The sequence below is a fragment of the Streptomyces sp. NPDC008150 genome, from assembly GCF_042956945.1.
GTDB lineage: Bacteria > Actinomycetota > Actinomycetes > Streptomycetales > Streptomycetaceae > Streptomyces.
The window spans coordinates 171,488-193,494 of record NZ_JBIBHJ010000015.1 but is presented as its reverse complement, the minus strand read 5'-3'; the positions used below and the strand labels follow the sequence as shown (position 1 = coordinate 193,494).

Below are 22,007 nucleotides of genomic sequence, written 5' to 3'. Positions count from 1 at the left end.
CGCCGGGGCCCGAGCCGGGCCGGCCCGAAAAAAGTCCTGGTCGCCGACGGGCGCCGCGCGGACAACTCCCGCGCGCCGGGCCTGAGTTGACGAACCACCCCGGACCAGCGGACCCGGCGTTCAAGCCGCCCCGCAGGGCGATCCCCGCCCAGCTTCCGGCGTCGTCATGTATTTGCAGGCTCTCGTACGAATCTTGCGCACCCTTATGGACTTCCCTTACCACGACTTCTAGCCTCCTTGCGTCCGCTCTCTCCCCCCAAGAGTCCGAAGGACGCACTCTGTGACCCCCAAATCCGCACCCCCCTCTCCCCGTTCAAGATCGCTGCGGCGCGGCCTGTCCGCGTCCGTGTCCCTGCTGCTCGCCGCCGCGGGCACCGTCGTGGCCGTCGCGGTCTCCGCCCCCAGCGCGTCCGCGGCCGGGGTGCCCGCCCCCTCCCCGGTGGGCATCTCCGGCCGCGGCGCCAGCGTCCCGTTCAAGGAGCAGGAGGCCGAGTACGCCGCCACCAACGGCACCGTGATCGGCCCCGACCGGCTCTACGGACACCTGCCGTCCGAGGCGTCCGGCCGCCAGGCGGTGACCCTCGACGCGGCCGGCGAATACGTCGAGTTCACCCTCACCGCGCCGGCCAACGCCATGTCGTTCCGCTACTCGCTGCCCGACAACGCGGCCGGTACCGGACGTGACGCCGCCCTCGACCTCAAGGTCAACGGCAGCCAGCTCAAGAGCGTCCCGGTGACCTCCAAGTACGGCTGGTACTACGGGGGTTACCCGTTCAACAACAACCCCGGCGACACCAACCCGCACCACTTCTACGACGAGACCCGCACCATGTTCGGCTCGACGCTGCCGGCGGGCACCAAGGTGCGCCTCCAGGTCTCCTCCACCGCCGCCTCCCCGTCGTTCACCATCGACCTGGCCGACTTCGAGCAGGTGGCGGCCCCCATCGCCAAGCCGTCCGGCGCCCTCGACGTGGTGACCGACTTCGGCGCCGACCCCACCGGGGCGACCGACTCCACCGCCAAGATCCAGGCGGCCGTCGACGCCGGCAAGGCGCAGGGGAAGACCGTCTACATCCCGCAGGGCACCTACAACGTCCGCGACCACATCGTCGTGGACCAGGTGACCCTGGCCGGCGCGGGCCCCTGGTACAGCGTGCTCACCGGCCGCGACCCCTCCGACCGCACGAAGGCGGTCGGCGTCTACGGCAAGTACGCGGCGCAGGGCGGCAGCAAGAACGTCACCCTCAAGGACTTCGCCATCATCGGCGACATCCGCGAACGCGAGGACAACGACCAGGTCAACGCCATCGGCGGCGCGCTCTCCAACTCCACCGTGGACGACGTGTGGATGCAGCACACCAAGTGCGGCGCCTGGATGGACGGCCCGATGGACAACTTCACCATCAAGAACAGCCGCATCCTCGACCAGACCGCCGACGGGGTGAACTTCCACATGGGAGTCACCAACTCGACCGTCACCAACACCTTCGTGCGCAACACCGGTGACGACGGCCTGGCGATGTGGGCCGAGAACGTGCCCAACGTGAACGACAAGTTCACCTTCAACACGGTGGTCGCGCCGGTCCTCGCCAACAACATCGTCACGTACGGCGGCAAGGACATCACCCTCTCCGACAACGTGATGGCGGACACCGTCACCAACGGCGGCGGCCTGCACGTCGCCAACCGCTACCCGGGCGTCAACTCCGGTTCCGGCACGGCGGTCTCGGGCACCATCACGGCGGCACGCAACACCCTGATCCGCGCCGGGAACAACGACTACAACTGGCAGTTCGGAGTCGGCGCGATCTGGTTCAGCGGTCTCAACGAGGCGCTCAACGCCACCGTGAACATCTCCGACAGCGAGATACTCGACAGCTCCTACGCCGCGATCATGAACATCGAGGGCGCGACGAAGGGGCTGCACTTCAACAACGTCCGCATCGACGGCACCGGCACCTACGCGCTCCAGATCCAGGCCACCGGCGACGCGAGCTTCACCAACGTCACCGCCACCCACGTCGCGCAGTCCAACCCGATCTACAACTGCATCGGCTCCGGCTTCGTGATCACCCTGGGCGCCGGCAACAGCGGCTGGTACGCCGACCCGGCGGCCTGCACCGGCAACTGGCCCACCCCGGTGTGGACCAACGGCGGCGTCCCCGGCGGCGGCACCACGACCCCGCCGACCGACCCGCCGACCACCCCGCCCACCGACCCGCCGACCACGCCGCCCACCGACGACCCGACCGTGAACCTCGCCAAGAACCGCCCGGTCGCCGAGACCAGCCACACCGACGTCTACCCGGCGTCCAACGCGGTCGACGGCAACGCCAACACGTACTGGGAGAGCGCCAACAACAGCTTCCCGCAGTCCGTCACCGTCGACCTCGGCACCCCGAAGGCCGTCAAGCGCGTCGTCCTCAAGCTGCCGCCGGCGGCCGCCTGGGCCACCCGCACCCAGACACTGAGCGTCCAGGGCAGCACCGACAACAGCACCTACACCACGCTCAAGGCGTCGGCGGGCTACACGTTCAACCCGTCGAGCGGCAACACCGCCACCGTCACCCTGACCGGTACCGCGACCCGCTACCTGCGCGTCGTCGTCACCGGCAACACCGGGTGGCCGGCGGGCCAGCTCTCGGAACTGGAGGCCTACACCGGATAGGGCACCCGCGAGGGACCCCGTACGAGGGGCGGTGCCCGGGACCGACGACCCGGGCACCGCCCCTTCGCCGTCCGCGGCCGGGGCGGCGGCGCCCGGCCGCGGACGGCCCCGGCTCTGTCAGGGCTGCCGCAGCAGCGCGTTCACCGCCCGCCCGAAGACCGATCGCGCGACCAGGTTCACCGGCCGGTCCGCCAGCGTCGGCTGGTACCGCAGCCTGATGTCCTCCTGCCAGGTCACCCGCGCCCGGCCGCCCGGCCCCGGCCGCACGTCGATCTCGGCCCAGCCGGTGAACACGGAACCCCGCTTGACCAGGCGGCACGTGCCCGGCCCGGCGTCCGCGGGCGGGCGCCAGACCGTCACCTCCATCGGGTCGTCGAACGCGAGCGGACCGACGCCGGAACGGGCCACCACCACGGTGCCCACCCGGGTGGGACCCGGCGGACGCACGGTGATGCGGGTGAGCGGGACCACGCCGGCATGGCGCGGCCAGTCGGTGAGCCTGCGCCACGCCTCGTCGAGGGGGAGCGGCACCGTACGTTCGAGAAGGAAACCGGCCACGCCCCGATCGTAGGGAGCCGGGCCCGTTCCGTGCGGTCATTCCCGGGCGGGTCGCCCACCCTGTGAAACGCCGACGCCGGCCGCGCCCGCACCGCGCGCTCACGTAAGGGACGCGTCAAGGCGTTCCGGGCCGCCGTAAGGGACCCGTCAACGGCGCTCACATCCGGTCGGAACAGGGGTTTCCTCAAAACGTCCCTGTCCCGCCCGAACCTCATCCCAGGAGCTCACGATGGCCGATGTGGCCTTCGTCGTCACCATGATCGCGGTCTTCGCGCTGGTGGCCCTCGTCGCCAAGGGGGTGACGAAGCTGTGACCGCCGAGAACATCGTCGGCCTCGTCGTGGCCGTCGCCCTGCTGGGCTATCTCGTCCTCGCCCTGATCCTTCCGGAGAGGTTCTGAGTCTCGTCATGGGTCCCGTACTCGCGGGCGTGCTGCAGATGCTCGCCCTGATGGCGGCGCTCGCGCTCGCCTACATCCCCCTCGGCAACTACATGGCCAGGGTCTACTCCTCCGAGAAGCACCTGCGGATCGAGAAGTGGATCTACAAGGGCATAGGTGCCAACCCGAACACGCAGATGCGCTGGCCGGCCTATCTGCGGGGTGTCCTCGCGTTCTCCCTGATGAGCATCCTGTTCCTGTACCTGCTCCAGCGGGTCCAGGGCGTGCTGCCGGGCTCCCTCGGCTTCAGGTCGATCGACCCGGACCAGGCGTTCAACACCGCCGCGTCCTTCGTCGCCAACACCAACTGGCAGTCGTACTACGGCGAACAGGCCATGGGCCACGTCGTGCAGACCGGCGGCCTCGCGGTGCAGAACTTCGTCTCCGCCGCCGTCGGCATGGCGGTCGCGGTCGCCCTGGTCCGCGGGTTCGCCCGCTCCCGCACGGGTGAACTGGGCAACTTCTGGTCCGACCTGGTGCGCGGCACGGTCCGGGTGCTCGTGCCGCTGGCGGTCGTCGCGGCCGTCGTCCTCGTCGCGTGCGGCGCCATCCAGAACTTCTCCGGCATCCACGAGGTCGGCCAGTTCACGGGCGGCTCGCAGCAGTGGAACGGCGGCGCTGTCGCCTCGCAGGAGGCGATCAAGGAGCTGGGCACCAACGGCGGCGGCTACTTCAACGCCAACAGCGCCCACCCGTTCGAGAACCCCACCCCGTTCACGAATCTCTTCGAGATCTTCCTGCTCCTGGTGATCCCGGTCGCCCTGACCCGCACCTTCGGCGTCCTGGTCGGCTCGGTCCGGCAGGGCTGGGCGATCCTGGCCACCATGGCCACCATCTGGGCCGGTTTCGCCGCCCTGATGATGTGGTCCGAGTTCTCCCACCACGGCACGGCCTTCGACCTGGCCGGCGGGGCGATGGAGGGCAAGGAGAACAGGTTCGGCGTGGGCGCCTCGTCGCTCTTCGCCGTGTCGACCACCCTCACCTCGACCGGCGCGGTCGACTCCTTCCACTCCTCGTTCACCGGACTGGGCGGCGGCATCACCATGCTCGGCATGATGCTGGGCGAGGTCGCGCCCGGTGGTACCGGCTCCGGCCTCTACGGCATGCTGATCATGGCGATCATCGCGGTGTTCATCGCCGGCCTGATGGTCGGCCGCACCCCCGAGTACCTGGGCAAGAAGATCGGCACCCGCGAGATCAAGCTCGCCGCCTGCTACATCCTCGTCACGCCCGCACTGGTACTGGTCTTCACCGCCGCCGCGATGGCCCTGCCCACCCCCGGCAACTCGATGACCAACTCCGGGGCGCACGGCTTCTCCGAGATCCTCTACGCCTACACCTCCGGCGCGAACAACAACGGTTCGGCCTTCGCCGGGCTCAACGCGGACACCCAGTGGTTCAACACCACCATCGGACTCGCCATGCTGCTGGGCCGGTTCATCCCCATGGTGTTCGTCCTCGCACTGGCCGGCTCACTCGCCGAACAGCGGCCCGTACCGGCCACCCAGGGCACCCTGCGCACCGAAAAGCCTTTGTTCGCGGGCCTGTTGGTGGGCGCGGTCCTCATCGTCACCGGTCTGACCTACTTCCCGGCGCTCGCCCTCGGCCCGCTCGCGGAGGGACTGGCGTCATGACCACTCGCACACGCAACCAAGAGGACGCCATGTCCACAGTCACCCGGGCCCCGGCGCCGCACGACGACCCGGCGGCCGGCACCCACGACGAACACCGGGCGGGCGCGGGCGCGTTCGATCCGCGGCAGATGCTCAGGTCGCTGCCCGACGCGTGCCGCAAGCTCGACCCGCGGGTCATGGTCAAGTCGCCCGTGATGTTCGTGGTGTGGATCGGCTCGGTGCTGACCACGGTCTTCGCGTTCAAGGACCCCGGCGACTGGTTCGGCTGGGTCATCAGCGCCTGGCTCTGGCTCACCGTCGTCTTCGCGAACCTCGCGGAGGCGGTCGCGGAGGGCCGCGGCAAGGCGCAGGCCGACACCCTGCGCAAGGCCAAGACCGACACCGTCGCCCGCCGGCTCACCCCCGGCGGCGGCGAGGAGGAGGTGCCCGGCACCGAACTGCGCGTCGGGGACCGGGTGGTGTGCGAGGCGGGAGACATCATCCCCGGCGACGGTGACGTCGTCGAGGGCGTCGCCTCCGTCGACGAGTCCGCCATCACCGGCGAGTCCGCGCCCGTCATCCGCGAGTCCGGCGGTGACCGCTCCTCCGTCACCGGCGGCACCAAGGTCCTCTCCGACCGGATCGTCGTGCACATCACGACCAAGCCCGGCGAGACCTTCATCGACCGCATGATCAACCTGGTCGAGGGCGCGGCCCGGCAGAAGACGCCCAACGAGATCGCGCTGAACATCCTGCTCGCCTCGCTGACCATCGCCTTCCTGCTGGCCTGCGCCACCCTCCCGCCGTTCGCCGACTACGCGGGCACCCACCTCACGATGATCGTGCTCGTGGCCCTGCTGGTCTGCCTGATCCCGACCACGATCGGCGCGCTGCTCTCCGCGATCGGCATCGCCGGCATGGACCGCCTGGTGCAGCGCAACGTGCTGGCCATGTCCGGCCGTGCCGTCGAGGCCGCCGGTGACGTCTCCACGCTGCTCCTCGACAAGACCGGCACCATCACCCTCGGCAACCGCAGGGCCGCCGAGTTCGTGCCCGTCGGGGACGCCGACGAGGCCGAACTCGCCGACGCCGCCCAGCTCTCCTCGCTCGCCGACGAGACCCCCGAGGGCCGTTCCGTCGTCGTCCTCGCCAAGGAGCGCTACGGCCTGCGCGAGCGCCACCAGGGCGAACTGGCGGACGCCGAGTGGATCGAGTTCACCGCGCAGACCCGCATGTCGGGCGTCGACACCGACGGCCGCCGCGTCCGCAAGGGCGCCGCCGGCTCCGTCGTCGCCTGGGTGCGCGAGCACGGCGGCACGGTGCCCGCCGACGCCGAGCGCGTCACGGAGGAGATCTCCGCGGCCGGCGGCACACCCCTGCTCGTCGCCGTCGAGGACACGCGCGGCGCACGGGTGCTGGGCGTCATCCACCTCAAGGACGTCGTCAAGGACGGCATGCGCGAGCGGTTCGACGAGCTGCGCCGCATGGGCATCAGGACCGTCATGATCACCGGCGACAACCCGCTCACGGCGAAGGCCATCGCGGACGAGGCCGGCGTCGACGACTTCCTCGCGGAGGCCACTCCCGAGGACAAGATGGCGCTGATCAAGCGGGAGCAGGCGGGCGGCAAGCTCGTCGCGATGACGGGCGACGGCACCAACGACGCCCCCGCGCTCGCCCAGGCGGACGTCGGTGTCGCGATGAACACGGGCACGTCGGCCGCCAAGGAGGCCGGCAACATGGTCGACCTCGACTCCGACCCCACCAAGCTCATCGAGATCGTCGAGATCGGCAAGCAACTCCTCATCACCCGGGGTGCGTTGACGACGTTCTCCATCGCCAACGACGTCGCCAAGTACTTCGCGATCATCCCGGCCCTGTTCGCGGCGGTCTATCCCGGCCTCGACAAGCTCAACATCATGCGCCTGTCCTCGCCGGACTCCGCGATCCTGTCCGCCGTCATCTTCAACGCGGTCATCATCATCGCCCTCGTCCCGCTCGCCCTGCGCGGCGTGCGCTACCGCCCGCTCAGCGCGGACCGGCTGCTGCGCCGCAACCTCGGGATCTACGGACTCGGCGGCCTGATCGCGCCGTTCGTCGGAATCAAGATCATCGACCTGGTCCTCTCGCTCGTCTTCGGCCTGTAGCCCCGACCGGCCACGGCTCTCCCACCTTTCGAAAGCGTGCTGATCCCGATGAACAACTCCGTTACGAACACGGCCCGGCTGCTCTGGGCCGGCCTCCGCGCCCTCCTCGTGCTGACGCTGGTGACGGGCGTCGTCTACCCGCTGGCCATCACGGGAGTCGGCCAGGGCCTGTTCTCCCACCAGGCGAACGGCTCCGAGGTCAAGGCGGAGGGCAAGGTCGTCGGCTCCTCGCTGATCGGCCAGGCCTACAACCTGCCGCTGAAGAAGGGGCAGGAGACGCCGCAGGCCGACCTCAAGTGGTTCCAGGGCCGCCCGCAGAACGGCCTCGGCACCAACACGGTGAACACCCAGTACTCGCTGATCCTGTCCGGTGCCACCAACCGCTCCGGCGACAACGCCGACCTGATCAAGTGGGTCAAGGAGGCCAAGGCCGCCGTCGTCAAGGACAACTCGGTGACCGGTTACACGGTCCGGCCGTCCGACGTCCCGGCCGACGCGGTCACGTCCTCCGGCTCCGGCCTCGACCCCGACATCTCCCCGGAGTACGCGCGGCTCCAGATCCACCGCGTCGCCCAGGAGAACGGGCTGTCCGTCGCCCGGGTGACCAAGCTGGTCGACGCGCACACCGAGGGCCGCACCCTCGGCTTCATGGGCGAGCCCCGGGTGAACGTCCTGGAGCTGAACCTGGCGCTGAAGGAGGCGGCGCAAGGCTGACGTTCACGGAGCCGCGGCTCCCGCGCCCGGCGGTGCGCGGGACCCGCGGCGCCCGCGTCCGCCCCCTGCCCCGGAAGCCGCTCCCGGGGCAGGGGGCGTGCGCGTACCCGGCGGGAACGGACCGCGCAAGGGTGACCGGACGGCAAACAGGTTGACGCGCGCCGCCCGGGAGAGTTCGTATGGAAGACCGGCCGGTCACCATCGCCAACTCCCGTCCCGCGACATCCCCCTGGTCACGGACCGGCCCCGACGCCAGGCACCGCCGGCCCGGTGCCGGGCACCCCGGCCCGGTGGGGGAGCCGTACCGCTCCAGAGAGGTGTGCATGCACGACGCCACCCACGACGCCACCGCCGCACGGACCGACACCCCCGGCGGTGAGCCGCCCCCGCGCCCCGACGCCGTCCTCGTCCAGAAGCTGATCGCCACCGCGTTCCCGCAGTGGGCGGTGCTCCCCGTCCGGCCGGTCGGCACGGCCGGCACCGCGAACGCGATGTTCCGGCTGGGCACGGACATGGTCGTACGCCTTCCACTGACCGGGGGTTCGGCGGCCGACATCGAGAAGGAACGGGACTGGCTGCCCCAACTCGCCCCCCAGCTACCGGTGTCGGTCCCGGTACCGCTCGAAACGGCGCCCCCGGGGCCCGACTTCCCGCACCCCTGGGCGGTCCACCGCTGGCTGGACGGCCACACCCCGACCGTCGGACGAATCGCCGAACCCGGGCTGCTGGCACGTGACGTGGCCCGCTTCGTGGCGGCCCTGCGCGGGGTCGACCCGACGGGCGCGCCCCGCTCCTACCGCGGCGAACCCCTGACGGCACGCGACGCGCAGACCCGCGCGTCGATCGCGGAACTCGACACGGTCGTGGACACCGGTGCCGTGACGGCGGCCTGGGAGTCGGCCCTGTCGGCCCCCGCGCCGTCCGGCCCGCCCGTGTGGATCCACGCCGACCTCCAGCCCGGCAACCTCCTGGTCGACCACGCCCACGACCGCCTCGCCGCCGTCATCGACTTCGCGTGCACGGGGGTCGGCGACCCGGCGGTCGACCTGATCGTCGCGTGGTACGTCCTGCCCGCCGAGGTCCGCCGCATCTTCCGGCTGGCCCTCGGCGACGACGACGCGACCTGGGCGCGGGGCAGGGGCTGGGCCCTGTCGATCGCCCTCGCCGAACTGGCCCACTACCGGGGCCGCGACGCGACGATGACGGCGAACGCGGAGCACGTGGTGCGGGAGGTGCTGGCGGACGGGACGGCGTTCCGGTAACGCGGGCGGCGGGGGAGCGGTCGGCGTGCACGACCATGACCACGACCCGGCGCGGGGAGGAGGCCAGGGCGAGGTGGGACGGCCGGCCATGGACAGCATCGGGGTGTTGCCGATGCCCGCGGAGGGCGGCAGCGGCGGGGAGATGCGCACGAGCCCCCGCGCTGTGCCCAACTCCCCGCACCCGCACGGCGAACCGGGGCGGGAGACCGCGACGAGGCACCGCCGGAACGCTCCGGCAGAGCCCGGGAGCGGGCCCCGGGCAGGGGCACCCTGCCGGACGGCTGCGGACGCGCGGGCGGCCCGGCCTCGGGGAACCGTTGTTGACAGGCCCCGGGGCCAGGCGTTGACTGGTCCCACGCCGGGGCCCGGCGCAACCGCTGATCGCCCCCGCATTCCCGGCCGGCTCCGACCGTCCCGGATTCCCCGGTCGACCGACGCGGTCCGTTCCGGGCCCGCGTCCGGACCCCGTGCCGGACAGCGTCCACATGCGGGCGGCAGCGGCCGTTTCCGTCGCTCGCGCACTCCCGTTCACCAGCCGCCAGTCGGCAGGACGCTCAAGGAAGGCGAACCAGACGATGTACGACCAGACCCGCGCCCAGCAGCCCCCGGACCAGCCCCGCGGAAGTACGGGCCACCGAGCCCAGGTCCCGGAACCGCTGGTCCCGTCCGCCGGCCGCGCCGACCTCGACAAGCGTCTCGGACACGCCCTCAACATCTTCGCGGACAGCCCGCGCGAGGCCCTCCAGGAGGCGGAGACCGTCTTCGACGAGGCCACGGCCCTGCTGGTCACCGCCCTCGCGGAGCGCCGCGAAGCGCTTCGCGCCGGCTGGAACGAGGGCGGCGACGACGCCGACGCCGACGCCCAGTCCGACGAGTACCGGCTCGCACTGCGCCAGTACCGGGAGGTCACGCAGCGGCTGCTGCGGATGTGAGACGGCCGCGCCGTACGCCGGTCCGGCGCTCGCGGGAACGCGCGCGGTGCCAGCCGGACGTGCGACCGGCGGCGCGGCTCGGCCGGAAACGGCGGAACCCGGCGGGACGTGGCCGGGGAGGGCCGTCCCGCCGGGCTGTTCCCGGGCCCGAACTCTCAGCTTGCGGCGAGGAGTTCGAGCGTGTCGATCACACGGTTCGAGAAGCCCCACTCGTTGTCGTACCAGGCGACGACCTTGATGTGGCGGCCCTCGACGCGGGTCAGCGCCGAGTCGAAGATCGACGACGCCGGGTTGCCGGTGATGTCGGACGACACGAGCGCGTCCTCGGAGTACTCCAGGACGCCCTTGAGGGGGCCCTCCGCCGCCGTGCGGTACGCGGCCAGCACGTCCTCGCGGGTGACGTCGCGCGCGACCGTCGTGTTCAGCTCGACGATCGAACCCACCGGCACCGGCACGCGGATCGAGTCGCCCGACAGCTTGCCGTCGAGGTTCGGCAGCACGTGGCCGATGGCCTTCGCCGCACCCGTCGTGGTCGGGACGATGTTGACACCGGCGGCACGGGCCCGCCGGGGGTCGCGGTGCGGGCCGTCCTGGAGGTTCTGCTCCTGGGTGTAGGCGTGCACGGTGGTCATGAACCCGTGCTCGATGCCCGCGAGTTCGTCGAGCACGGCGGCCAGCGGTGCCAACGCGTTCGTGGTGCAGGAGGCGTTGGAGACGATCGTGTGCAACTCGGGGTCGTACGCGTCCGTGTTGACCCCGTACGCGAGCGTCACGTCGGCGCCGTCCGAGGGCGCGCTGACGAGTACCTTCTTCGCGCCCGCGTCGAGGTGGGCACGCGCGGCCTTCGCCGAGGTGAAGCGGCCCGTCGCCTCCAGCACGATGTCGACGCCCAGCTCGGCCCAGGGGAGTTGGGCCGGCTCGCGCTCGGCGAGAACCTTGATGCGGTGACCGTCCACCACGAGCGTGTCGCCGTCGACGCTCACGGGGCGGCCCAGACGCCCGGCGGTCGAGTCGAAGGCGAGCAGCTTCGCGAGGGCGGCGGGCTCGGTGAGGTCGTTGACGGCGACGACCTCCAGGGAGCTGTCGCGCTCCAGCAGTGCGCGCAGGACGTTGCGTCCGATGCGGCCGAATCCGTTGACGGCGATGCGAGTCATGAGTGATGTCCCTTCGGTTCACCACCAGCGTCGCGCTTGGCGCGGGCCGATGAGAACGGCGTGAGCGCCACGGTTCGCAAGGATCTCGCCATACGTGACACACGACCGACACCCGCCCGAAAAGCGGCTGACAAACCAGGAACGCGGGCACGAACGGAACGCGGGCACGAACGGAACGCGGACGCCGGGCCGGTGCGCACCGTCCCGGCCGCGCCTACTCGCCCTGCGCGAATGTGCGCCGGTAGTCGCTCGGCGTCGTGCCCAGGATGTGCTGGAAGTGCAGCCGCAGATTCGCGCCGGTGCCGAGACCGACGTCCGCGGCGATCTGCTCGACGCCCCGCTCGGAGCGTTCGAGCAGTTCCCGGGCCATGTCGATGCGGGCCCGCATCACCCACTGCATCGGCGTGTAGCCGGTGTCGTCGACGAAGCGCCGCGAGAACGTGCGCGGCGAGACCGCCGCGTGCCGGGCCAGTACTTCCAGTGTGAGCGGTTCGCCGAGCCGGTGCAGCGCCCACTCGCGGGTCGCCGCGAACCGCTCGCCCAGCGGTTCGGGCACACTGCGCGGCACGTACTGCGCCTGGCCGCCGCTGCGGTACGGGGCCGCGACCAGCCGCCGGGCCGCGTGGTTCGAGGCGGCCACGCCGAGGTCGCCGCGCAGGACGTGCAGGCACAGGTCGATGCCGGAGGCGGCGCCGGCCGACGTCAGGACGCTGCCCTCGTCGACGAACAGGACGTTCTCGTCGACCTTCACCCGCGGATGCTTCGCCGCGAGGGCCCGCGTGTAGTGCCAGTGCGTCGTGGCGCGGCGGCCGTCCAGCAGCCCCGTCGCGGCGAGCGCGAACGCCCCCGTGGAGATCGCCGCGAGACGGGCACCCCGTTCGTGGGCGGCGACCAGTGCCGCCACGACCTCGCGCGGCGGGTCCTCGCGGTCGGGGAAGCGGTAGCCGGGGATGAAGACGATGTCGGCCCACGCGAGCGCGTCGAGCCCGTGCGCGACGTGGTACGACAGCCCGTCGCCGCCCGCCACCAGCCCGAGCCGCGCGCCGCACACCCGTACCTCGTACGGCATGCTCGCGCGCGTCGTGAAGACCTGCGTGGGGATACCGACGTCGAGCGGCTTCGCACCCGCGAGCACCAGAACGGCGACGCGGTGCAGACGTGAGGCTGGCACGCGGAAAGGGTACGCGGGGAGTCGCGGGAAGCGGGCGAGGGGCGCCGCCACCGGTCGGGGACGGGACGGCGGCGCCCCGGCCGCGTCGCGGGGCACCGGCCCCGCCCGCCGGGGCCGCGTCCTCCGGTCTCGTTCTCGCCCGGCCCGTACGGGTTTGCGAATTCGATGTACGAGCAATCAATAGGGGTCCCCCGTCCGGAACGCGAAGGAGACGTGACATGTCCGATGCCAGGCCCGGTACCGGCCCCGGTACCACTGCCGAGCAGCCGCCCCTGCTGGTGGTCCTCTTCGGCGCGACGGGGGACCTGGCGCGCCGAAAACTCTTCCCCGCGCTGTTCGACCTGCGCCGCCGCGGCCTGCTCGGGCCGGACTTCGCGGTCATCGGCTCGGGCCGGCACTCGCCCGGCTCCGACGACGACTTCCGCGGCATCGTGGCCGACGCCGTCCACTCCTCGTTGGGCGACAAGGCCGCCGACGAGGACGTGCGGGAGTTCGTCCGCCGGGTCGGCTTCGTCCCCGCGTCCGCCGAGAACGGCGACGACCTCGCCGCGGCGGTCGCGGAGCGCGGAGCCGCCCTCGGCGAGGGCTGCCGCACGCTGGTCTACCTCTCGGTACCGCCGGAGAGCATGCCGGACATGCTCCGCATGGTCGAGCGCACCGGCATCTCCGACGGCGCCTGCCTCATGATCGAGAAGCCCTTCGGCGAGGACGTGCAGAGCGCCCGCGCGCTGAACGGCGTGCTGCTCGACATCGTCCCCGAGCAGCGGATCTTCCGTATCGACCACTTCCTGTGCAAGGAGGCCGTACGGAATCTGCTCACCCTGCGCAGGGCGAACGGCTGGCCCACGGCCCTGTGGAACGCCAAGCACGTGGCGTGGGTGCAGATCGACGTCCCCGAGGAGATCGACAGCCAGGGCCGGGCCGCGTTCCTGGAGGCCACCGGAACGTTCCGGGACATGGTCCCCACGCACCTCTTCCAGATCACGGGGCAGGTCGCGATGGAACCGCCGTCCGACGACAGCCCCGAGGCGGCGCGCGCGGCACGGCTGCGGCTGTTCCGGGACATGCGTGTGCTCGACCCGAAGGAGACGGTCTTCGGCCAGTACGACGGCTACCGCGAGGAGGACGGCGTCGCCGACGACTCGACGCGGGAGACGTTCGCCGCGCTGCGCGTGTGGATCGACAACCCGCGGTGGGACGGCGTGCCGTTCCTGCTGCGCACGGGCAAGGCGCTGGGCTCGTCCGACGCGGCGGTCACGGTCGGCTTCCGCCCGGCCGTCGACGGGACCGAGGAGGAGGACGGTGCGGGGGCGGACGGCTCCGAGGCCCGTTCCGGCGGCGAATTCGTGGCCGGCCTCGACGACCCGCGCGACGTGCGCCTCGGCCTGGACGTCGCCCGCCCGGGTCCGGGCGCCGGCACGGTCCACGTCGAGCTGCGCGCGGACGGGCGCGACGAGGCCGCCGGTGAGCCGGACGCGGAACCGATGGACGCCTACGGCCACGTCTTCCTGAACGCGTTCCGCGGCGACCACACCCTGTTCACCACGGCGGAGGAGGTCGAACGGCTCTGGGAGATCGCCACCCCGGTTCTGGACGACCCGCCCACGTCGCTGCCCTACCCGAAGGGCTCGTTCGGTCCGGAGGAGGCGAACGAGCTGCCGGGTGCCCGGGGTTGGCGCATCCCGGAGGAGTGACCGGTGCGGGGCGGCACCCACACGCGTGGGTGTCGCCCCGCGCCTGCGGCTACTTGTACGTGATGTCGGACGTCGCGTACTTGCAGTAAGTGCTGTCGGGGCCGGTGCCGTTGGTCGTCGGCTCGGCTCCCGTGTTGTTCCCGATGTACTTCTGGCACGGGATGATCTTCTTGCTGCTGTCCCCGACGATCGTGATGCCCTTCAGGGTCGCGCTGTCGCCGTAGTTGGTGTTGATGCCGACGAGCCTGCTGCCCTTGTAGGTGGCCTCGATCGTGTTCAGGTTGATCGTCCGCTTGTACTGCGTCTTGCAGTTGCCGCAGGAGCGCACGAACGTGCCGAAGGTCTGCACGGCGAAGTTGGACACGTTGAGCGTGCCGGCGCCGTTGAACTGGAACACCTTGTCGCTCGCCGCCTTCGCGCCGCCGCCGGAGACGGTGTAGACGTTGGACGACGAGGAGCCGAGGAAGGTGGCCGCGTCCTCGCCGACGTCCTCCCACCACACGTTCTGCAACGTGCAACTGCCCAGACAGTGAATGCCGTCGGCGGCGGGGGCGCCGATGATGACGTTCTTCAGGACGGTGCCGGCGGCGAGTTCCAGGATCGGGCCCTGGTCCTCGTCCTGGCTGTCGCTGCCGAGGTCGCCGGAGCCGTAGAGGCGCTTCATCGCGTAGTCCTTGGTGCCGGACACCGAGATGGTGGAGGAGACGGCCTGACTCCCACTGGCCGTGGGCCACGTCGCGGCGTCCGCCTGGCCCCCTAATGCCATGAGCATGCCAACCGAGAGCCCCAACGCGGTCGTGGCGCCCAACAGGGCGCGCGAGCGCGGCCGTTGTGCTGCCGCAGATACCAGTGCCATGTCCCGATTCCTTCCGTGGGGAGAACTGTGCGGGTGTGGGGTCGTGCGGGTGCGGGTGCGGGTCGTGCGGGTGGGCTGCCCGGATGGGCGGATACGTGAACGGAAGTGATGACCGTGAACAACTCCCATACCGCTGACGGCCGTTCACCCTGCCGGGGCGAAGGGCGCCGGGGGAACCCTCGCATCCGGATCAGCCTGCTGAACGGAACGTAGGGGGAAAGCGCTTTCTAGTCAACGGGTCGGGGGCGGTTGGCGGGCGAGTGGTGAACGTCCGCTGCTTCCTGATGGTGTCGGCTCACCCCGCGCTCTCCGGAAGTTCGGCTTCCGGAAGGGTTCTCCACCTCGGCCTATTGCAAATTATTCAATGACCAGGGAGGGTGAATGATCTCATGCAGAGTGGTCGTGGTGGCCTCGCGAGAGGCGGGGGAGTGTCGCCACGGCGGTCGTGCACCCACGACCGGCGTCCGCCGGTCGGCGGTGCGAACGCGGTCCGGGTGTGAACGCGGCCTGAGGCAAGGGCCGTTCGCGGCCGGACCCCCGGAGAACGGAGAGATCCATGGCCGGCCCCCTGATCGAACGGCGCTCCATCGACGTCGTGCCGGACGGTGAGCGTCACGGCACGGCGTTCTCCCAGTTCACCCTCTGGCTGGGAGCCAACCTCCAGATCACCACCGTGGTCACCGGCGCCCTCGCCGTGGTCCTCGGCGGAGACGTCGTCTGGTCGCTGCTCGGTCTGCTCGTCGGCAACCTTCTCGGCGGCGCCGTGATGGCCCTGCACTCCGCCCAGGGGCCCCGGCTGGGGCTGCCGCAAATGATCTCCTCGCGGGCCCAGTTCGGCGTCCGCGGGGCGGTGATACCGCTCGCCCTGGTCCTGGTGATGTACATCGGCTTCTTCGCCAGCGGCTCGGTCCTCGCCGGGCAGGCCGTCGGCCACCTCACCCACCTCGGCACGGTCGCGGGCATCGTGCTGTTCGCGCTGGTCACCGGTCTCGCGGCGATCGTCGGCTACCGGATCGTCCACGTACTCGGCCGCGTCGCCAGCGTGGTGTGCGCCGTCGCGTTCGTCTACCTGGGAGCCAGGCTGCTGCACCGGATCGATCTCCAAGTGGTCCTCCAGCAGCGACACTTCGCGCTGCCGATGTTCCTGCTGGCGATGTCCCTCTCGGCGTCCTGGCAACTCGCCTTCGGTCCCTACGTCGCGGACTACTCCCGTTACCTGCCCCGCACGACCTCGGTACGGTCGACGTTCTGGTGGACCCTGTCCGGCACCGCACTGGGCGCCCAGTGGTCCATGACGTTCGGGGTCCTGGTCGCCGCCACCGCCGGGGCGCGGTTCGCCGGTGACGAGGTCGCCTACGTGGTGGGCCTCGGGGGCACCGGACTGATCGCCTCGCTGCTCTACTTCGTCATCGCGCTGGGCAAGTTGACCATCAACGTGCTCAACACCTACGGCGGATTCATGTCGATGGTGACGGGCATCAGCGGATTCCGCGGCAGGACCGTGCTGTCGCAGCGCGGACGCGCGGCATTCATCGCGGTCGTCATGGTCGCCGGCACCGGCGTCGCGCTGGCGGGCCGCAATTCGTTCCTCGACGCGTTCAGCGACTTCCTCCTCTTCCTGCTGGCCTTCTTCACTCCCTGGTCGGCGATCAACCTGGTCGACTACTACCTCTTGTCCCGCGAGCGGTACGACGTCCCCGCCCTGTCCGACCCCGACGGACGTTACGGCGGCTGGCGTCTGGACGCGCTCGGGGTGTACGTGATCGCGTTGGCCGCCCAGTTCCCCTTCCTCTCCACCAGCTTCTACACCGGCCCGCTCGTTGCCCCGCTCGGCGGCGCGGACATCAGCTGGATCGTCGGCCTCGTGGTGCCGGCCGCGCTCTACTGGCTGATCGGCACGCGGCGCGGTGGCCGGACGGGTGCCGGGCGGGACGGCGAGAGGGCTGCGAGTGCCCCGGCGCGTCCCGAGGCGCCGGATCGGACCGCGGGCGCCGGCACGTCGCTCCGGTAGGTCGGGCGCATCTCCCGTGCGGGCAGACCGAGTTGCATACCCGCGACGGGTCCGGTCCGCGAGCTCCCGGGCTGGTGCCGACTCCCGTTCTCGGGACAACTCCTGGGCTCGCTTAATGTGCCCGCGTGACCTCAACAGAGACGTCCTCGCTGATACTGCACGGCAGACGCCGTGCGTTCCTCCGCCTGCGGGACGGGGTGCTGCTGCTGGCGGAGGACGGCGTGGAGCGCCGGATACCCGTGGCGGCGATCGAACGGATCGACGTCTACGGCCCCCGGGGCCGATGACTGGCCGTCGTACTGACGGGCGACGAGCCCGTGGCCTACCACCTCAGGTGTCGCAGCGCCCACGCCGTGGACGAGTTCGCGCAGGCCGTCCGGCGTGCACTGCCCGTACGGGATGCCGACGAGCCGCGGCTGGACGGGGCCGGCCTGGTGACCGAGGCACCACTGGAGCGGGCGAGGCCGAACCGGGTCCGACAGCTGTGGTGGGGCCTGGGGGGCGCCTACGCGCTGGTGTTCGTCCTGCTGGTGGTCACACGCGCCGGGGTGGTCCCGGTGCTGCTGTGGGCAGCGGCTCCTGAGGCGATCGGCGGCGGGGTGTTCGGTGTTCACATCGGGTGGAAGATGGTCCGGGAGGCCTGGGCAATGCGTACCCGGGGAATCACGGTGGAGGGACGGCTGCAGCAGTCCCACTGGCACAACGGCGACAAGCGGTACACGTACGCATACATCGACAACCAGGGCGAACCACGCGAACTCACGAGCCCGGACGGTGGCGCGGAGCGGGCCGAAATCACGTACAACCCCGCGGACCCCGAAAATGCCCAAGTCGGTCGTGGCACGACGGGATGGCTGGTCTTCGGCGCGGCACTCCTCCTGCTGCTCAGCCCGCTCCTGTTGGCCGGTGTCTGGTTCGCGGCGGTCGCAGTGGCGGCCCTGGTCGTCTGAGGGCGACCTGAGGAGCACGGGGCCACAGAAACGACGACGCCACCCGGCGTCATGCCGAACGGGTAACTGCCGCCCACGAGTACCCGGCGACCGCACATGCCTTTCCGACCTCGCGTTCCGCCTTCACGCTTTGCTGGGTAGGTGCCTCAGCGGAAGATGATTACGAGCAACGCGCGCGGAGTTCGACAGTGACTGCTTGACACCAAATAACTTAAGAAAGGCTCGGGAATCGCTGTGAGTAAATACGGTCGACGAGTTTATGGATCCGATTCGGCAATCCACAGAAATGCTGCACTCACTCTCATTCTGGGCGTTTTGATCTTGGGTCTCGGCATATTCGAGATCGCGCGAGGCAAGCCCGTTGGTTGGTTCCTGGCGGCTCTGGCGGTAGTCGGGTGCTCCATTGTCCCTCTGGGCTTGCGCATCAAAAAGCGCAGAGAAGGTTCGCGATAGAGGCAACATGAGCTGTCGGGTCCGAGAGAACTGTCGGTGAGGTCGGTGAGTTCGACCGCGGTGCGGTCGTAGGCAGTCATGGCGAGGGCGTAGTCGGCCTGCAGCGGGGTGGCGGTGTAACGGGTGTTGCACAGCTCGATGAGCAGGCCGCTTCCTGGCTGTCTGCTACGACAAGGCAGGCAACCTCACCGGCTACTCCGGCTCCGCCGACTTCTGCTCCGACAGCGGTCTGACCACCTACGCCTACAACCCCGCTGGGGATCTCGGCCACGACAACGGACGGTGTCAGCAAGGGAATTGTCCGCGACCCGGCGGGAAGCCTGATCGGTATGACCACCGACGGGGCCGCCCACTACTACACCACCAGCATCCAGGGCGCCCCCTCGACCGTCACCAGCCCCACCGGCACCGTCGAGAACACCGCGGACTACGGCCCCACCGGCACCGTCCGCCCCGGCGCCACCACCACGGTGGCCCAGCCCTTCGGCTACACCGGCGCCTACCTCGACACCAGCGGCCTCTACAAAATGGGCGCCCGCTCCTACGACCGCACCACCAACCGCTTCACCCAGGTCGACCCGTCAGGCAAGGAAACCAACGCCTACCTCTACGCCGCAGGCGACCCCATCAATCGCATGGATCCCACCGGAACTTCCAACAGTGCACTGGAATACGTCAACTTCGCTCTCGGTGCAATCGGCATGGTTGCGGGTGTGGTCGGCCTCATTGCCACGTCGCCAGTGATCGTGGGAGTCGCAGCTGGAGTAGGGGCAGCCATCGGGATAGCCCTGTTCGTTGAGGGTGCCGCCTGCCTCTTCTCGGAGAACTGTTGAGCATGCAAAAACTGGCCTACGCGCTACTGGCTGGATCAGCAGCAGCCTTTTTCGTCTTTCTTCTGCTTGCGGTTCGCGCCGCACGGGGAAGTGACGAGTGGAAAAAATGGTGCGCCGCTACTGTCACTGCAATGGTTTTGATGGGGGGGAGCCTGATATTCAGCCTGCTTGTGTGATCCTTGAGGGCGGAACAGGTTTTTCCTGTTCCGCCCTCAAGGGCGCGGGGCGCCGAAAAGTCGCCACCACGCGTTCATCGTCCGTGGCCGTCGCCGTACTCGTGCTCCCGGAGCACTCTGGAAGTCACGAGACGTGCGTCGACGGCGACCTCGATGGCCTTGGGCGGGCCTTCCGATGACTGCCTCGGCTTACGAGAGGCCCTGGCGCAGGCCCTCGTCGACCGGTTGCTCAGAGCCAGTCCCGGCGTTTGAAGATGAAGTACAGGCTGGTGCACACGACCGCCATCAGGGCGATGGCGAAGGGGTATCCGAGCACCCAGTGCAACTCCGGCATGTGCGTGAAGTTCATCCCGTAGATCGTCCCGACCAGCGTCGGGGCGAAGAGGATGGCCGCCCAGGACGAGATCTTCTTGATCTCCTCGTTCTGTTCGAAGCCCGCCTCCGCCAGTGCGCGCATCTCCGCGTTCTGCTCCTGGGTGACCAGGGTGGCGTTCACCGTCAGGATGTCCGCGAGGGCCTGGCGGAAGCCGTCGACGCGTTCGCTGGTGTGGGTGACGTGGTCGGCGACGTCGCGGAGGTAGCGCTGGAGTTCGTCGTCCGTGCCGTACTTCGCGAAGCCCGCGATCAGGCCGTGCAGCATGCCGACCAGGGGGCGGGTCGCGCGCTGGAACTCGACCATTTCGCGGGAGAGTTCGTAGATGCGGCGGGACACCGCGGGGTCGCCGCCGAACACCTCCGTCTCGATCTCGTCGATGTCGTTCTGCACGCCCGCGACGACCGGCGCGTAGCCGTCGACGACGGAGTCGAGGACCGCGTACAGGACGGCCTCGGGGCCGAGGGCCAGGAGTTCCGGTGCCGCCTCCATGCGCCGCCGTACCGCCGTCAGGTCCGGGGCCGCGCCGTGCCGCACGGTGATCAGGAAGTCCGGACCGACGAAGACGTGCAGCTCGCCGAAGTCGACCTCCTCGGAGGCGTCCAGGTACCGGGCGGCGCGCAGCACGACGAACAGGGTGTCGCCGTAGCGTTCCAGTTTCGGCCGCTGGTGCGCCTCCATGGCGTCCTCGACGGCGAGGGGATGCAGGTCGAACTCGGCCGCCAGGGAAAGGAGTTCGTCACCGGTGGGGCGGGCGAGGCCGATCCACGCCATGCCGCCGGGCTGCTGGTGCAGTTCGGTGTACGTCTCCGCGAGGGAGCCGGGGGAGGAGACGCGCACGCCGTCGCGGTACACCGCAGACTGCACGACGCTGCCGGTCTCCACGAGCGTCTGCTCCGAGGTGCTCTCCGGGGGCTGCCCGGACGGGGGCGCGGCCGGCGGCTGCGGAGGGTTCAGGGCGCGGCGCCAGCCGGACGTGCGTGACTGCCTGGCGGCGGGGCGTTGACGTCGCTCCGGCATCGCGCGGCCTCCCGGTGGACCCAGTGACGGCGACCACCTCGGTGCGGTGATCACCGGCCAGGGTATACGGGGCGCTCCCGCCGCGCGTGCGGGCCGCGCGGGTGTGGAGAGGGGGCGCTGCGGGCCTCTCGTGGTGGCTCGCAACGCCCCCCGGCCTTGGGGGTTCGGGGGCCGGGCTACGACCCGACCTGGGCGGCAACCAGGTCGGAGAAGGTGGCCAGCCGGGTGTAGACGCCCGGGTGGTCCGCCTCCGCGCAGCCCTCGCCCCACGAGGTGATCCCTGCCAGGACGCCCCTGACGAGCAGGGGGCCGCCGCTGTCGCCCTGGCAGGTGTCGACGCCGCCGGAGGAGTACCCGGCGCACACCATGTCGCTCGCGACGTAGTCGGAGCCGTACGAATTCCTGCAACTCGCGTCGGACACGACCGGGACCGTCGCGGTGTGCAGCTGGTTGGCGGAGGGGCCGTTGGCGTTCGTGGCGCCCCAGCCCAGGACGCGGGCCGTGGTGCCCGCCGTGTACACGTCGGTGTCGGCGGCGGAGACGAACGGCACCGGCCTGTACGGCATCGGCCGCGCGAGGGTCAGTACCGCGACGTCGTCGCCGCGCGAGGCGGTCCGGTAGCCGGGGTCGACCCAGATCCGGCTGACCCGGGCGACGGTGCCGTTCGTGCCGTTGAGGTAGGTCCGGCCGCCGACGACGCGGATGCTCCGCGGCGTCTCGCCGGTCATGCAGTGCGCCGCCGTCACGACCTTTCTCGCCGCGACGAGGCTGCCGCCGCAGAACTGGCCGCCCCGGGCGTCGGTGATCTGCATCATGAACGGATACGCGGACGTCGAGGTGGTGGCGCCGCCCACGACGGGTCGGGGAACGGCGGCCACCGCGGGCGATGCCAGCAGCGTGGCCGCGGTGACGGTGGCGGCCGCCATCGTCACCGCGGACCTGCTGGCACGGTTGAGCCCGAACATCAGTCTCCTTGATTACATG

At 70.5% G+C, this 22,007-nt stretch carries 18 protein-coding genes; 12 read left to right on the top strand and 6 right to left on the bottom strand.

Features of this window, described 5'->3' with window-relative positions; translation table 11 throughout:
• The first annotated feature begins 280 nt into the window (after positions 1–280).
• On the top strand, positions 281–2,668 hold the full coding sequence (locus ACFZA0_RS30985) for a discoidin domain-containing protein (protein WP_391023070.1): 2,388 nt from the start codon (positions 281–283) through the stop codon (positions 2,666–2,668).
• Between the two features lie 117 nt (positions 2,669–2,785).
• On the opposite strand, the gene ACFZA0_RS30980 is transcribed toward ACFZA0_RS30985, so the two are convergent.
• Positions 2,786–3,226 (bottom strand): SRPBCC family protein, encoded by a 441-nt coding sequence (locus ACFZA0_RS30980; RefSeq protein WP_391023068.1) that lies wholly within the window; start codon positions 3,224–3,226, stop codon positions 2,786–2,788.
• Between the two features lie 309 nt (positions 3,227–3,535).
• On the opposite strand from ACFZA0_RS30980, the gene kdpF reads away from it, so the two are divergent.
• The 6 genes from kdpF (at position 3,536) to ACFZA0_RS30950 (ending at position 10,332) form a co-directional block, all read left to right on the top strand.
• The gene (gene kdpF, locus ACFZA0_RS30975; RefSeq protein ID WP_356045956.1) at positions 3,536–3,625 is read left to right on the top strand and encodes a K(+)-transporting ATPase subunit F; all 90 of its coding nucleotides are present in this window, start codon (positions 3,536–3,538) and stop codon (positions 3,623–3,625) included.
• A gap of 8 nt (positions 3,626–3,633) precedes the next feature.
• Positions 3,634–5,298: a potassium-transporting ATPase subunit KdpA gene (kdpA, locus tag ACFZA0_RS30970; protein WP_391023065.1), complete on the top strand. Its 1,665-nt coding sequence runs from the start codon at positions 3,634–3,636 to the stop codon at positions 5,296–5,298.
• Positions 5,295–7,424: a potassium-transporting ATPase subunit KdpB gene (kdpB, locus tag ACFZA0_RS30965; RefSeq protein WP_391023063.1), complete on the top strand. Its 2,130-nt coding sequence runs from the start codon at positions 5,295–5,297 to the stop codon at positions 7,422–7,424. The genes kdpA and kdpB overlap by 4 nt, the downstream gene beginning before the upstream one ends.
• 48 nt (positions 7,425–7,472) lie before the next feature.
• Complete coding sequence (locus tag ACFZA0_RS30960) at positions 7,473–8,138, top strand: potassium-transporting ATPase subunit C (protein WP_391023061.1); 666 nt, start codon at positions 7,473–7,475, stop codon at positions 8,136–8,138.
• Between the two features lie 323 nt (positions 8,139–8,461).
• Positions 8,462–9,400, top strand: coding sequence for a phosphotransferase (locus tag ACFZA0_RS30955; RefSeq protein ID WP_391023059.1), 939 nt, complete (start codon positions 8,462–8,464; stop codon positions 9,398–9,400).
• Between the two features lie 575 nt (positions 9,401–9,975).
• Complete coding sequence (locus ACFZA0_RS30950; protein WP_391023058.1) at positions 9,976–10,332, top strand: hypothetical protein; 357 nt, start codon at positions 9,976–9,978, stop codon at positions 10,330–10,332.
• Between the two features lie 155 nt (positions 10,333–10,487).
• On the opposite strand, the gene gap is transcribed toward ACFZA0_RS30950, so the two are convergent.
• Entirely contained in the window at positions 10,488–11,486 is a 999-nt protein-coding gene (gene gap / locus ACFZA0_RS30945) for a type I glyceraldehyde-3-phosphate dehydrogenase (RefSeq protein ID WP_391023056.1), read from the bottom strand.
• A 214-nt stretch (positions 11,487–11,700) separates the two neighbouring features.
• Entirely contained in the window at positions 11,701–12,657 is a 957-nt protein-coding gene (locus tag ACFZA0_RS30940) for a helix-turn-helix domain-containing protein (RefSeq protein WP_391023054.1), read from the bottom strand.
• A 218-nt stretch (positions 12,658–12,875) separates the two neighbouring features.
• Between ACFZA0_RS30940 and ACFZA0_RS30935 the strand changes: the two genes are divergently transcribed.
• Positions 12,876–14,351, top strand: a complete 1,476-nt coding sequence (locus tag ACFZA0_RS30935) for a glucose-6-phosphate dehydrogenase (protein ID WP_391023053.1) — start codon at positions 12,876–12,878, stop codon at positions 14,349–14,351.
• Between the two features lie 49 nt (positions 14,352–14,400).
• Here ACFZA0_RS30935 and ACFZA0_RS30930 read toward each other — a convergent pair whose 3' ends face one another.
• Positions 14,401–15,207 (bottom strand): pectate lyase, encoded by an 807-nt coding sequence (locus ACFZA0_RS30930; RefSeq protein WP_391023051.1) that lies wholly within the window; start codon positions 15,205–15,207, stop codon positions 14,401–14,403.
• Positions 15,208–15,763: 556 nt separating this feature from the next.
• Here ACFZA0_RS30930 and ACFZA0_RS30925 point away from each other — a divergent pair.
• From ACFZA0_RS30925 to ACFZA0_RS30910, 4 genes are all read left to right on the top strand, one after another.
• Positions 15,764–17,218 carry a cytosine permease gene (locus tag ACFZA0_RS30925; protein ID WP_391023049.1) on the top strand — a complete coding sequence of 485 codons (1,455 nt, stop codon included), beginning with the start codon at positions 15,764–15,766 and terminating at the stop codon, positions 17,216–17,218.
• A 125-nt stretch (positions 17,219–17,343) separates the two neighbouring features.
• Positions 17,344–17,505, top strand: a complete 162-nt coding sequence (locus ACFZA0_RS30920) for a hypothetical protein (RefSeq protein ID WP_391023048.1) — start codon at positions 17,344–17,346, stop codon at positions 17,503–17,505.
• Between the two features lie 66 nt (positions 17,506–17,571).
• Positions 17,572–18,168, top strand: coding sequence for a hypothetical protein (locus ACFZA0_RS30915; protein WP_391023046.1), 597 nt, complete (start codon positions 17,572–17,574; stop codon positions 18,166–18,168).
• A gap of 782 nt (positions 18,169–18,950) precedes the next feature.
• Entirely contained in the window at positions 18,951–19,454 is a 504-nt protein-coding gene (locus ACFZA0_RS30910) for an RHS repeat-associated core domain-containing protein (protein WP_391023044.1), read from the top strand.
• A gap of 405 nt (positions 19,455–19,859) precedes the next feature.
• Here the strand turns inward: ACFZA0_RS30910 and ACFZA0_RS30905 are convergent, their stop codons facing one another.
• Together ACFZA0_RS30905 and ACFZA0_RS30900 are read right to left on the bottom strand one after the other, a co-directional pair.
• Complete coding sequence (locus ACFZA0_RS30905) at positions 19,860–21,023, bottom strand: CorA family divalent cation transporter (protein WP_391023042.1); 1,164 nt, start codon at positions 21,021–21,023, stop codon at positions 19,860–19,862.
• 176 nt (positions 21,024–21,199) lie between these two features.
• A complete protein-coding gene (locus ACFZA0_RS30900; RefSeq protein WP_391023040.1) occupies positions 21,200–21,988 on the bottom strand; it encodes a trypsin-like serine protease in 789 nt (262 codons plus the stop codon).
• Positions 21,989–22,007: the final 19 nt, after the last annotated feature.

Bases quoted from the DNA above. Each gene is read 5' to 3' on its own strand.
- kdpA (WP_391023065.1), top strand. From the start codon at position 3,634: ATGGGTCCCGTACTCGCGGGCGTGCTGCAGATGCTCGCCCTGATGGCG.
- kdpB (WP_391023063.1), top strand. From the start codon at position 5,295: ATGACCACTCGCACACGCAACCAAGAGGACGCCATGTCCACAGTCACC.
- ACFZA0_RS30960 (WP_391023061.1), top strand. From the start codon at position 7,473: ATGAACAACTCCGTTACGAACACGGCCCGGCTGCTCTGGGCCGGCCTC.
- ACFZA0_RS30955 (WP_391023059.1), top strand. From the start codon at position 8,462: ATGCACGACGCCACCCACGACGCCACCGCCGCACGGACCGACACCCCC.
- ACFZA0_RS30950 (WP_391023058.1), top strand. From the start codon at position 9,976: ATGTACGACCAGACCCGCGCCCAGCAGCCCCCGGACCAGCCCCGCGGA.
- gap (WP_391023056.1), bottom strand. From the start codon at position 11,486: ATGACTCGCATCGCCGTCAACGGATTCGGCCGCATCGGACGCAACGTC.
- ACFZA0_RS30935 (WP_391023053.1), top strand. From the start codon at position 12,876: ATGTCCGATGCCAGGCCCGGTACCGGCCCCGGTACCACTGCCGAGCAG.
- ACFZA0_RS30930 (WP_391023051.1), bottom strand. From the start codon at position 15,207: ATGGCACTGGTATCTGCGGCAGCACAACGGCCGCGCTCGCGCGCCCTG.
- ACFZA0_RS30925 (WP_391023049.1), top strand. From the start codon at position 15,764: ATGGCCGGCCCCCTGATCGAACGGCGCTCCATCGACGTCGTGCCGGAC.
- ACFZA0_RS30910 (WP_391023044.1), top strand. From the start codon at position 18,951: ATGACCACCGACGGGGCCGCCCACTACTACACCACCAGCATCCAGGGC.
- ACFZA0_RS30905 (WP_391023042.1), bottom strand. From the start codon at position 21,023: ATGCCGGAGCGACGTCAACGCCCCGCCGCCAGGCAGTCACGCACGTCC.
- ACFZA0_RS30900 (WP_391023040.1), bottom strand. From the start codon at position 21,988: ATGTTCGGGCTCAACCGTGCCAGCAGGTCCGCGGTGACGATGGCGGCC.